General features: G+C 73.5%; 9 protein-coding genes. 1 reads left to right on the forward strand and 8 read right to left on the reverse strand.

Annotated elements, in window-relative coordinates; translation table 11 throughout:
* Window positions 1–32 precede the first annotated feature (32 nt).
* From OG435_RS18280 to OG435_RS18305, 6 genes are all read right to left on the reverse strand, one after another.
* A complete protein-coding gene (locus OG435_RS18280) occupies window positions 33–2,273 on the reverse strand; it encodes a xanthine dehydrogenase family protein molybdopterin-binding subunit (RefSeq protein ID WP_266881840.1) in 2,241 nt (746 codons plus the stop codon).
* Between the two features lie 89 nt (window positions 2,274–2,362).
* Window positions 2,363–4,303, reverse strand: a complete 1,941-nt coding sequence (locus OG435_RS18285; protein ID WP_266877966.1) for a 2Fe-2S iron-sulfur cluster-binding protein — start codon at window positions 4,301–4,303, stop codon at window positions 2,363–2,365.
* Window positions 4,300–5,232 (reverse strand): FAD binding domain-containing protein, encoded by a 933-nt coding sequence (locus OG435_RS18290; protein WP_430625648.1) that lies wholly within the window; start codon window positions 5,230–5,232, stop codon window positions 4,300–4,302. The genes OG435_RS18285 and OG435_RS18290 overlap by 4 nt, the downstream gene beginning before the upstream one ends.
* A gap of 312 nt (window positions 5,233–5,544) precedes the next feature.
* Complete coding sequence (locus OG435_RS18295) at window positions 5,545–7,194, reverse strand: beta-N-acetylhexosaminidase (protein ID WP_266877967.1); 1,650 nt, start codon at window positions 7,192–7,194, stop codon at window positions 5,545–5,547.
* 153 nt (window positions 7,195–7,347) lie between these two features.
* A complete protein-coding gene (locus OG435_RS18300) occupies window positions 7,348–7,635 on the reverse strand; it encodes a DUF3039 domain-containing protein (protein WP_243337322.1) in 288 nt (95 codons plus the stop codon).
* 82 nt (window positions 7,636–7,717) lie between these two features.
* On the reverse strand, window positions 7,718–8,278 hold the full coding sequence (locus OG435_RS18305; RefSeq protein ID WP_266877970.1) for a YqgE/AlgH family protein: 561 nt from the start codon (window positions 8,276–8,278) through the stop codon (window positions 7,718–7,720).
* 273 nt (window positions 8,279–8,551) lie between these two features.
* Here OG435_RS18305 and murA point away from each other — a divergent pair, with 273 nt between their 5' ends.
* The gene (gene murA, locus OG435_RS18310; protein WP_266877971.1) at window positions 8,552–9,895 is read left to right on the forward strand and encodes a UDP-N-acetylglucosamine 1-carboxyvinyltransferase; all 1,344 of its coding nucleotides are present in this window, start codon (window positions 8,552–8,554) and stop codon (window positions 9,893–9,895) included.
* Window positions 9,896–10,083: 188 nt separating this feature from the next.
* Here murA and OG435_RS18315 read toward each other — a convergent pair whose 3' ends face one another.
* Entirely contained in the window at window positions 10,084–10,365 is a 282-nt protein-coding gene (locus tag OG435_RS18315; protein WP_007264399.1) for an HU family DNA-binding protein, read from the reverse strand.
* 331 nt (window positions 10,366–10,696) lie between these two features.
* The gene (locus OG435_RS18320; protein WP_266877972.1) at window positions 10,697–12,121 is read right to left on the reverse strand and encodes an NAD-dependent malic enzyme; all 1,425 of its coding nucleotides are present in this window, start codon (window positions 12,119–12,121) and stop codon (window positions 10,697–10,699) included.
* Window positions 12,122–12,316 lie beyond the last annotated feature (195 nt).

A 12,316-nucleotide genomic window follows, 5' to 3' on the forward strand; every position in this document is an offset into this window, starting at 1 on the left:
TCCGAGTTGCAGGTGCAATCAGGGTCACAAGGTTACGAGTTGGGCGCCGCCACCGCCGCCGATGGCCGGATCGGGAGCCTGTTGACCGGGCGGCCCGTGGCCGCGCGGACCGCCGAGGCGATCGCGGCCGGGGCCGTGACCACCGGGACGGCGCTCGCCGGCTTGGCGCCGAAGGGGGCCACCACGTCGCGTTCCTCCACGAGCTTGACGATGCGGACCGTCGGGGCGTCCAGGGAGGTGGGCAGGGCGTAGCCCGTCAGGTCCGGGTGGCGGATCAGGCCCGAGGCCGTGCGGAGGTTTTCCGTCAGGGCCGCGCCCACGCCCTGGATGACGCCCGCTTCGATACGGGCTTCCAGCTGGCGGGGGTTGAGGACGCGGCCGACGTCCTGGGCGACCGCGAGCTCCACGACGCGTACGGAGCCCAGCTCGATGTCCACGTCGACCACCGCGCGGATCGCGCAGAAGGCGAGGCCGACGAAGGCGTCGCCCTGGCCGTCGCCGTCCAGCGGCTCCGTCGGGTGCGGGCGGCACTGGGCCGTCGCCCAGAGTTCCTTGCCCTCCATCGCCTCCGCGACGGTGGTGGAGAAGGCGCCGTCGTACGACGTGATCCGGCCATCCGCGATCTGGAGCAGTTCGGTGGACATGCCGAGCTTGTGCGCCATCGGCTGGAGGAGTTGGGTGCGGACCATCTTCGCCGCGCGTTCCACCGCACCGCCCGAGACCCAGGTGTGGCGGCCGTGGGCGGAGGGGCCCGCCGGCGGCTGGTCGGTGTCGACCGGGGCCGTGACGACCTCGTCGACGCCCAGGGTCTCCTGGACGATCTGGCGGGCGAGGGTGGAGAAGCCCTGGCCGGTGTCGACGGCCGCGCAGATGACCGTGGCCGCGCCGCCGACGATCTTCACCGTGGCCGTGGACACCTCGTCGGTGCCCTCCGCGCCGAGCATGTGGACCATGCCGACCCCGTACCCGACCCCGCGCCGCACCGCGCCCGGCTCGCCCGCGCCCTCCAGGCCGCCGGGGAGCAGCCACTCCTCCTCCGGGGTGTCCTTGGGGAGGGCGGGCAGCTCGTAGTCGCGGACCGCGCGCAGGAGTTCCGCCACGGGGGCGGGGCAGGTGACCGTCTGGCCCGTCGGGAGGAGGTCGCCGGTGGCCAGGACGTTGCGCAGGCGCAGTTCGGCGCCGTCGATGCCGAGGGCGGCCGCCAGCTTGTCCATCTGGCCCTCGTAGGCCGCGCAGACCTGCAGGGCGCCTTCGCCGCGGACGTGACCCGACGGGGGGTTGTTCGTACGGACCGCCCAGCCTTCCACGAAGGCGTGCGGGACCACGTACGGGCCGCAGGCGAAGGCCACCGCCGCGGCCAGGGATTCCGAGGAGGCGTCGGCGTAGGCGCCCGCGTCCATCAGGATCTGGGCCTCGACCTTGACCAGCCGGCCCTCCAGGTCCGCGTGGTGGCGGTAGCGCAGCAGCGTCGGGTGGCGGTGGGCGTGGCCGAGGAAGGACTCCTCGCGGGTGGCGGCGAGCTTCACCGGGCAGCCGGTGCGCAGGGCCAGCAGGCCGAGCGGGAGCTGGAACGCGGCGTCCTCGCGGTCGGCCGTCGCGCCCGGGACCCCGGTGACCACGACCCGTACGCGGTCCGGTTCCAGCCCGAAGCAGGCTGCGGCCAGGTCGCGGTCGGTGTGCGGGTCGGTGGAGGCGGTGTAGATCTCCACGCCGCCGTCCGGGCGCGGCACGGCCAGCCCGGCCTCGGCGCCGATGGGGGCGGGGTCCTGGCGGCCGATGCGGTAGAGGCCCTCGACGACGACGTCGCCGGTGGCTTCGGGGTCGCCGTAGCGCAGCGGGATGTGCCGGATCAGGTTGCCGTCGGGGTGCAGGTCGGGGGCGCCGAAGGCCTGCTCGGGGTCGGTGACCGGGTCGAGGAGCTCGTACTCGACGGCGATCGCGGCGGCCGCGAGGCGTGCGGTGTCCGGGTGGTCGGCGGCGACGGCGGCGATGGGCTCGCCGTGGTGGCGGACCACCTCGTGCGCGAAGACGGGCCGGTCGGCGATGCGGCGGCCGTGGGTGGTGGCGCCGGGGACGTCGGCGTGGGTGACGACGGCCCGCACGCCGGGCATGTCGACGGCGGCGGAGGTGTCGATGGACAGGATGCGGGCGTGGGCGTGCGGGGAGCGCAGCACGGCGGCCCAGAGGAGACCCTCGGCCCACAGGTCGGCGGCGTAGGGGAAGGTGCCCTCGGTCTTGGAGCGGGTGTCGGTGGCCGGAACGGACGCACCGATGCCGCGCGGGACCGCCGCCTCCGACGGGTCCGCGCCCTCGGCGACCGGTGCCGTGACCGATACCGGGACCGTCGCCGCGTCGTGGCCGCTCACGCCGTGCCTCCCTCGTGGTTGACCTGGTTCCCCTGGTGGCCCTGCATCCCGTGGAAGCCGCCCTCGCCCGGCGGGGCCTGGTGCGGGATCCGCGCCTCGGCCGAGGCCGCCGCGGCGGCTTCCGCCGCCGATCCGCGCTCGGCCACGACCTCGCGCACGGCCTCGATGACGCCCGAGTACCCGGAGCAGCGGCAGAGGTTGCCGCACAGCGCCTGGCGGGTCTCCAGCTCGCTGGGGGCGTGGTTGCCTTCCAGCAGGTCGTGGATGGTCATGGCCATGCCGGGCACGCAGAACCCGCACTGCACCGCACCCGACCTGCACAACGCCTCTTGCACGTCCGACAGTTCCCCGTCGGTCGCGAGACCTTCCACGGTCCGCACCTCGCTGCCCGCGGCGGTGGCGGCGGGGACGAGGCAGGAGGCGACGAGCCGGCCGTCGACCTGCACGGCGCAGGCGCCGCATTCGCCCTGGGAGCAGCCGTCCTTGGCGCCAGCGAGGCCGAGGCGCTCGCGCAGCACGTAGAGGAGGGACTCGCCGATCCACGCGCCGGTGACGGGGCGGTCGGCGCCGTTGACGCGCAGGACGTAGGAGGCCGACGGGTGCTCGTGCTGGGCGACGGCCGCGGCGTCCGCTCCGTCGGCTGCTTCTTCCTCGTACGTCTCCCCCTCGGCCGGGATCCCTTCGGCCGTCCCCGCCGGAGCGGACCCGACAGCCAGGTCGGCGTCGTCCCCGCTCGGCACGGGCGCGGCCACGGCTCCGCCGTCGGCCGCCACGGCTTCGCCGTCACCCGGCTCCGCCTCCACGGCCCCGGCTCCGGCCTGCTCCCCGGCCCGGTCCCCGTCCCGCTCCCCGGCCCCGACCGGGGCTCCGTCCAGAGCCTCACCCCGGGCTTCGCCCTCGGTCCCCGGATGCTGCCGCTCCCCCGAGTCGGCGACCTGCGCCGGGCCGTGGGCGGCTTCGATGTCGTGCGGGGCCGGGTAGCCCGGCTCCCCGTCCAGCGGGGTGCCGACCCCCGGGCCGCCCAGTACGCGCGGTCCGCGCCCCGGACCGGATGCGGAGCCGAAGGGTCCACCGGCCGGCGCGGAAACCCCGGGAAGCACCCCGGAGCCCAGCGGATCGGAGCCCAGCGGACCGGAACCCGGCAGATCGGAGTTCAGCGGATCGGAACCCGCCCCCTCCCCGCCCGGCTGCTGCGCCACGTACCCGCGCGCACCCTCGAACTCCGGGTGCGTCGCCCACGGGGCCGCGGCCCCGCCCGGCAGCGTCGCGGGGGCCTGGCTCCAGTCGGCCGAGGCCGCGAGCTGCCCGAAGCTGCCGGTGTCGCCCGCGCCGCCCGGGGTCCACACGTCGCTCGCCACCGCGTCGGGGAACCGCCACTCGGCGGTCGATCCCGGTTCGTGCGGGGCGGCCCGGCCGCCCCCGAACGGCTCCCCGAACGGCTCCCCGAAGGAGTCCCCGTAGGGCTCCGCGAACGGCTCCGCGAAGGGTTCGCCGAACGACTCCCCGTAGGGCTCCGCGACGGGCTCGGCCACCGGCTCCGCCGCCGGATCCGCGAACGCCGCGGCCACCGAGGCCGGAATCGGCACCGACGCCGGGATCGGCGCCCGCACGGCGGCCCCCGCAGTCCCCGCGCCCGCATCCCCACCGGCGCCCGTGTCCGCCGGAGCCGCCGCGCCCGCCTCGGGCCACTGCACCGGGATCGTCCACGTGCCCGTGGCCGCCGGATCCGCGCTCGCGGTACCCAGCGGCACGATCATCGGCGGCGGCACGTAGCCGTGCCCGGGGGCCGCGAGGGGCTCCCCGGTGCCGAGCGCGTCCAGCATGTCCTGCGGCAGTTTCACGAAGGCCGTCGCGTCGGAGTCGTACTCGGCGCCGTGCGGCACCGGCTCCCAGCCCCACGAGGGGCCCGCCGGTGCCGTGTTCTCGTTCTCACTCATGAGCTCAGCGCCCTCCCCAGGGCCCTCCGTGCCAGCACGGCCACCGTCCGCCGCAAATGCAGTACTGCGGGAGCCACCGGCTCCCCCTGGTCGGGCACGCACGCCGCCGCGACGTACTCGCCGAAGGCTTCGAGCGCCTCGGGGGCCAGACTGCGGTCCCCGTCCCAGTCGATCAACGAAGCAACCCACTGCTCGGCTTCCAGCGGCCGCAGCGGCATCGGCGCGACCGCGCCGATCGCGCAGCGCACACCCCGGCGCGCGGGGTCCAGTACGAGCCCCACGGACGCCACCGCGCGCCCCGGGCCCGTACGGCCCGTGGCCTTGAGGAACACCTGCGGCGCGTGCAGCAACGGCACCCGCACGAAGCCGATCAGCTCTCCGGGGCGGAGCATCTCCCGGCCGGCGAGCAGGTGCGAGACCGGGATCTCGCGCCGCGCTCCGCCCGGCCCGACGATGACGAGCACGGCCTCCAGCGCGGCCAGCACGGGCAGCGCGTCACCCGTCGGCGCGGCCGTGGCGATGTTGCCGCCGAGCGTGCCGGCATTGCGGATCTGCGGCGGGCCCGCGGCGCGCGCGGCGGCGGCCAGGGCCGGGATCAGGGCGGCGAAGTCGGGCCGGCCCATGCGGGCGTGCGTCAGACCGGCGCCGAGCAGCGCGTGGCCGTCCTGGTACTGCCAGCCGCGGATCTCGTTGATCCGGCCGAGGCCCACCAGGGCGGCGGGGCGCAGGAGTCCCGCGTTGACGGCGGCCATGAGGTCGGTGCCGCCCGCCACGGGGACGGCGGCGGGCATGGCCGCGAGCGCCGCCACGGCCTCGTCCAGCGAGGCCGGCAGCGTCACGGACTGCGCCGCGTTCCCCGCCCGCGGGTCGCTGCGGGGCCCCTGGGACGAGTCCCGTGCCTGCGGTGCGTGCGGTGCGTGCGTGGTCAACCCAGCTGCCCCTTCCCGATGTCCCGGTCCCGGCGCTCACGCCTGTCCGCCGTACGGTACGTGCTCACCGCCGGGAGGTGGCAACTCTGGCACATCTTCCAGAGCACCGGACGCGAGGGTCCACCGGCCGCGCACCACCGGCGCACCACCCCCGCAAGACCCCGTCCCCGACCGCGAACACGCCCCCCGCACGGCCCCGGACCACCCGCGCGATCCGGCCGTGACCCGGCCGCGATCGGGCCGGGACCGGGCCGTGATCCGGTCTCGTTCCGGCCTCGATCCGGCCTCGGTCCCGCGCCCGCCCGGGGCTCGTCACACGTTCGGGGGCGCTCCCTCGATCGGGCGTCCGAGCACTCCGGGCCGGCGCTGCCACGGCAACGGGCCGCCCGGCGGCCGGTAGTCGACGCCGAGGGCGTCCAGGCGCCGGTAGTGCGCCGTCATCCGGGCCTCGAAGTCCGCGTAGTCCCGCTCCTCCGGCAGCGGCAGCCGGGACCACACCGCCTCGGCGAAGGCCGCGAGGCGCGGGAACACCTGGTAGTCGACGCGGCTCTGGTCCTCCATCACCTCGGTCCACACGTTGGCCTGCGCGCCCAGCACGTGGGCGGCGGCCTCTTCGGACAACTTCGGCGGTACCGGCTCGAACCGGTACACATCCTCCAATGTCCGTACGTACCCGATGGGCATCGGCTCGTCCTCGCCGCCCGCCTGACGGTGGTCCAGGTACACCTGCTGCTCGGGGCACATCACCACGTCGTGGCCGGCCTCGGCGGCGGCGATGCCGCCCGCGTAGCCGCGCCAGGAGGAGACGGCCGCTCCCGGGGCCAGTCCGCCCTCGAGGATCTCGTCCCAGCCGATGAGCCGGCGGCCGCGCTCGGCGAGCCAGCCGTCGAAGTGCCGGATGAACCAGGACTGCAGACCGTCCTCGCCGTCGACCCCCAGCTCGCGGATCCGCTCCTGCGCCACCGCGGAGGTCCTCCACTGCGCCTTCGGGCACTCGTCGCCGCCCACGTGCACGAAGGGCGAGACCTCCGCCGGGAACACCTCCAGCAGCTCCTCGAAGACCCCCTCGTAGAACCGCAGGACGGCCTCGGTGGGTGCGAGCACGTTCTCGTTGATGCCCCAGTCGTCCCACACCCCGAGCGCCGCCGTGTCCACCACGTCGGTGTTCCCGAGCTCCGGGTACGCGGCGATCGCGGCCTGCGAGTGCCCCGGCACGTCGATCTCCGGCACCACCCGCACGTGCCGCTCCGCCGCGTACGCGACGATCTCGCGCAGGTCGTCCTGGGTGTAGAAGCCGCCGTGCGGGGTGTCGTTCCACAGCGGCGAGGCCCGGTGGCCCCACCGGCTGCGGGCCCGCCACGCACCGACCTCGGTGAGCCGCGGGTAGCGCTTGATCTCGACCCGCCAGCCCTGGTCGTCCGTCAGGTGCAGGTGCAGCACGTTGAGCTTGTGGGCGGCGAGCAGGTCGATGTACCGCAGCACCGCGTCCTTGGGCATGAAGTGCCGGGCGACGTCGAGCATCAGCCCGCGCCAGCCGAAGCGGGGGCCGTCGGCGACGTCCCCGACCGGCAGCCGCCACACCGCGCCGGGCAGCGGGGCCCGCCGGTGGGCGTCGGGGCCGAGCAGCTGACGCAGCGTCTGGGCGGCGTAGAAGACGCCCGCCTCGTCGGCGCCGTCCAGGAGGACGACGCCGGGCTCGACGTGGATCCCGTACGACTCCGCCCCGGCCTCCCGCGCGAGGCCGGGGCGCAGCGCGAGCCGGATCACCGGGCGCCCGGCGTGGTCCTCCCCGCGGACCGGGGCCGCCAGCGCCCAGCCGGTGGCGGCGCCGAGTTCGCGGCGCAGCCAGCGGGCCGTGGCCTCGGTGCCGGGTCCGGCGTCGAGGAGCGGGTCGGCGAGCTCGAACGTGCCGCCGTCGGCCGGGAATCGCGCGGACCGGGGCTGCGGGATCAACTCGGGCATGGCCTCGACTCCTCCACCGTTGCATCAGGTGCAACGTACGTTTCACAGGGCGCTGATGCGGCGACCCTAACCCGCCCCCGGAGCACGGCAAAGGCCCCCGGGCGCACAGATGCGCACCGGGGGCCTTCGTCCCGTTTCAGGAGGGCCGGACGGCTACTTCCCGTCCTTGCCGCCCTTGTCCTTGTCCCCGCCAGGGCCCATGGACTCGTAGATCTCCTTGCACATGGGGCAGACCGGGTACTTCTTCGGGTCCCGGCCCGGTACCCAGACCTTGCCGCAGAGCGCGACGACGGGGGTGCCCCCGAGCGCGCTCTCCATGATCTTGTCCTTCTGGACGTAGTGGGCGAAGCGCTCGTGGTCGCCGTCGCCGTGGGACACCTGCGGCGTCGGCTCTACGAGGGTCCCCGTACCAGTCCCGCGATCGGGCTCAAGAGTGCTCATGACTGCCAGGGTACCGAGTCCCTCGCGCGCGAGGGATCCGCAGTGGCCCCCCGGGCCACCGGGCCCCGGCCGCCGACGGGGCTCAGTTCAGCGACGGGTCGTCCGCGTACGTGGCCACCATGGCCAGCTCGCTGCGCTGGCGCCGCAGCACGGCGCGCCACAGCCGCTCCGGATCCGGGAAGGAGACGTCGCCCGGCTCGGAGTCGACCACGTACCAGGCGCCCACGTCCAGTTCCTCCTCCAGCTGCCCCGGGCCCCAGCCCGAGTACCCGGCGAAGATGCGCAAGGCCCCCAGGGCCGCCGCGAGCAGTTCGGGCGGGGCCTCCAGGTCCACCAGGCCGATCGCCCCGTGCACCCGGCGCCAGCCGAGCGGGCCCTCCTCGCCCGGGATGACCGCCAGCCCCAGCGCCGAGTCCAGCGCCACCGGGCCTCCCTGGAAGACCACTCCGGGGTCCTTGGCCAGCGGGGCCCAGGGCAGCAGGACGTCACCGACGCCCACCGGGGTGGGGCGGTTGAGGACGACACCGAGCGAGCCCTGGTCGTCGTGGTCGAGCAGCAGGACGACCGCGCGGTCGAAATTCGGGTCCGCGAGGGCGGGGGTGGCCACGAGCAGCCGCCCTGTGAGGGAGGACACCTCGGTCATGGCCACATGATCTCGCACATTCGCCCGCAAGGGGGAGTGGGCGGCACATCCGGAACGTACGCAGCTCAGGGCGCACGGCGGCAGCGCGGGGCGCGCGGGGCCCGCCGGCCGGACCCCGCCCGGAAGGGGACGCTCCGCCACCTGGCGGGCACCCAGGGTGTTGTGCCGAATTCATGACAGTCCTACGGCCCCGTCAGCCTTACGAACAGGGGGGTCATGCCCCTTACCCTTTTGACTGGCCCCCTGCCCACCCCTCTCCGGAACGCGAGATTCATGACCGGCATCAGTGACGATGTACTGCTTGTCCACGGCGGAACCCCGCTCGAGGGCGAGATCCGTGTCCGCGGCGCGAAGAACCTCGTACCCAAGGCGATGGTCGCCGCCCTGCTCGGCAGTGAGCCCAGCCGGCTGCGCAACGTTCCCGACATCCGGGACGTCCGGGTCGTGCGCGGGCTGCTCCAGCTGCACGGGGTGACCGTCAGGCCCGGCGACGAACCGGGCGAGCTGGTCCTCGACCCCACGTACGTCGAGAGCGCGAACGTCGCCGACATCGACGCCCACGCGGGCTCCTCTCGAATCCCGATCCTGTTCTGCGGCCCGCTGCTGCACCGCCTCGGCCACGCCTTCATCCCCGGCCTCGGCGGCTGCGACATCGGCGGCCGTCCGATCGACTTCCACTTCGACGTGCTGCGCCAGTTCGGCGCGACCATCGAGAAGCGCGAGGGCGGTCAGTACCTGGAGGCCCCGCAGCGGCTGCGCGGATGCAAGATCCGCCTGCCCTACCCGTCGGTCGGCTCGACCGAGCAGGTGCTGCTGACGGCCGTCCTGGCCGAGGGCGTCACCGAGCTCAGCAACGCCGCCGTCGAACCCGAGATCGAAGACCTCATCTGCGTCCTGCAGAAGATGGGCGCGATCATCTCCGTCGACACCGACCGGACCATCCGGATCACCGGTGTGGACCGCCTCGGCGGCTACAACCACAAGGCGCTCCCGGACCGGCTGGAGGCCGCCTCCTGGGCGTCCGCGGCGCTGGCGACCGGCGGCAACATCTACGTGCGCGGCGCGCAGCAGCGTTCGATGATGACCTTCCTGAACACCTTCCGCCGGGTCGGCGGGGCGTTCGAGATCGACGACGACGGCATCCGCTTCTGGCACCCGGGCGGTCCCCTCAACGCCATCGCGCTGGAGACGGACGTCCACCCCGGTTTCCAGACCGACTGGCAGCAGCCGCTGGTCGTGGCGCTGACCCAGGCCACCGGCCTCTCGATCGTCCACGAGACGGTCTACGAGTCCCGCCTGGGCTTCACCTCCGCGCTCAACCAGATGGGTGCGCACATCCAGCTCTACCGGGAGTGCCTGGGCGGCAGCGCCTGCCGTTTCGGCCAGCGCAACTTCCTGCACTCGGCCGTCGTCTCGGGGCCCACCAAGCTCCAGGGCGCCGACCTGGTCATCCCCGACCTGCGCGGCGGGTTCTCGTACCTCATCGCGGCGCTCGCCGCCGAGGGCACCTCGCGGGTCCACGGCATCGACCTGATCAACCGGGGCTACGAGAACTTCATGGAGAAGCTCGTGGAACTGGGCGCCAAGGTCGAGCTCCCGGGCGGGGATCTCGTCTAGATCCACCCAGACCATCACAGAACGCCCCCACGGGCCCGTACAGGGCCTGTGGGGGCGTTCTGGCTCCCGGGGGCCACTCGGCCGCCGGGAGCGCCGGAGGCGGCCACCCGGTGCCGGGTGGCCGCCTCCGGCGTACTACGTACTACTGCCGTCCCGGGGGCCGGTGCGGCCCTCGGCACAAGGGCTGACTACTTGCCCTTGGCGGCTTCCTTGAGCTTGGAGCCCGCGGAGACCTTCACGCTGTAGCCGGCCGGGATCTGGATGGGGTCGCCGGTCTGCGGGTTGCGCGCGGTGCGAGCGGCACGGTGGGTGCGCTCGAAGGTCAGGAAGCCGGGGATGGTGACCTTCTCGTCGCCCTTGGCGACAATCTCGCCGACGGTCTCGGCGAGCGCGGCCAGAACGGCGTCGGCGTCCTTGCGGGTCACCTCGGCGCGCTCGGACAGAGCGGCCACCAGCTCACTGCGGTTCATGTTGTACTCCCGTGTTCAACGTGCCTTAGAGGCGTGAGATCGAAGCCGATGCTGCCAGGGCCCTAGGACAGTCCCCGGACCCGGGTCTGACGTCAGACCCTCTCGCCCGGTTACGCATCCTGCCCCCACCACCGGCGGGAAAGCCAATCCGGCACCCGCCGGGGTCACACGAAAAGCGCCACAGTCACGCCGCGGTGACGCTCCGTCCGCACCGGAAGGCGCCCGGATGGTGTCCGGAATGCCGTCCGTGGACGCGGACCGCGGGCCACGCGGGCATCCCCGCAACCCTATGGGCGGCCCGGGGGGCCCGCATCCCGCGACGCGCCGGGGATCAGACGGAGGTGGGCGCCGTCACGGCCGCGGAGGCGGCCTTGCGGACGGCTCCGGCGACCGCGCCGGCGACCTTGTCGTTGAAGACCGAGGGGATGATGTAGTTCGCGTTCAGCTCGTCCTCGCCGACCACGTCGGCCAGGGCGCTCGCGGCGGCCAGCATCATGTCGGTGTTCACGGTGCGGGACTGGGCGTCCAGCAGACCGCGGAAGACGCCCGGGAAGACCAGCACGTTGTTGATCTGGTTCGGGAAGTCGGAACGGCCGGTGGCCACGACGGCGGCGGTCTGACGGGCGATCGCCGGGTCCACCTCGGGGTCCGGGTTCGCGAGCGCGAACACGATCGCACGTTCCGCCATGGCGGCCACGTCCTCGCCGGACAGGACGTTGGGGGCCGAGACGCCGATGAAGACGTCGGCGCCGACCACGGCCTCCTTCAGGGTGCCCGTGTAGCCCTCGGGGTTGGTGTTGTCCGCGATCCAGCGCAGCGGGGAGTCCGGGGCCGCGTCGACGAGGTCGGGGCGGTCCGCGTGCACGACACCGTGGATGTCGGCGCTGACGGCGTTCTTGACGCCGGCGGCGAGGAGCAGCTTGAGGATGGCGGTACCGGCCGCGCCGGCGCCCGACATGACGACCTTGACGTCACCAACGGCCTTGCCCACCACGCGCAGTGCGTTGGTGAGGGCGGCGAGGACCACGATGGCGGTGCCGTGCTGGTCGTCGTGGAAGACGGGGATGTCGAGGGCCTCGCGCAGCCGGGCTTCGATCTCGAAGCAGCGCGGCGCGGAGATGTCCTCCAGGTTGATGCCCGCGAAGCCCGGGGCGATGGCCTTGACGACGGCCACGATCTCGTCGGGGTCCTGGGTGTCCAGGCAGATCGGCCAGGCGTCGATGTCGGCGAAGCGCTTGAAGAGGGCCGCCTTGCCCTCCATGACCGGCATGGCGGCCATCGGGCCGATGTTGCCCAGGCCCAGCACGGCGGAGCCGTCCGTCACGACTGCGACGGTGTTGCGCTTGATGGTCAGACGGCGGGCGTCTTCGGGGTTCTCGGCGATCGCCATGCACACGCGGGCCACGCCCGGGGTGTAGATCATCGAGAGGTCGTCGCGGTTGCGGATGGGGTGCTTCGACTGCATCTCGATCTTGCCGCCGAGGTGCATCAGGAAGGTGCGGTCGGAGACCTTGCCGAGGCTGACGCCCTCGATCCCGCGGAGCTTCTCGACGATCTCGTCGGCGTGCGCCGTGGACGTCGCCGCGATGGTGACGTCGATGCGGAGCTTTTCGTGACCGGATGCGGTCACGTCGAGGCCGGTGACCGAGCCACCGGAGGACTCCACGGCGGTGGTGAGCTGGGAGACCGCGGTTCCGCTCGCGGGCACTTCCAGGCGGACCGTCATCGAGTACGAGACGCTGGGCGCCGTTGCCATGGCCGAGTTCCTCTTCTGTCCCTGGTTCTTTTTCACACAGGGCCCAGCTCTGCTCCGGCCGAAACATGGCAGGTGCGGCAGGACCTGTTGTCCGATCGTCCCACCTACCAGCCGGTACAAGGTAACCAGCTACAAATTTCGGAAGAACTCTTCCACCATACGAGATAACCGGGGCCTGGGGAATGGGTGGCCCAT

Source organism: Streptomyces sp. NBC_01264, from assembly GCF_026340675.1.
Lineage (GTDB): Bacteria > Actinomycetota > Actinomycetes > Streptomycetales > Streptomycetaceae > Streptomyces.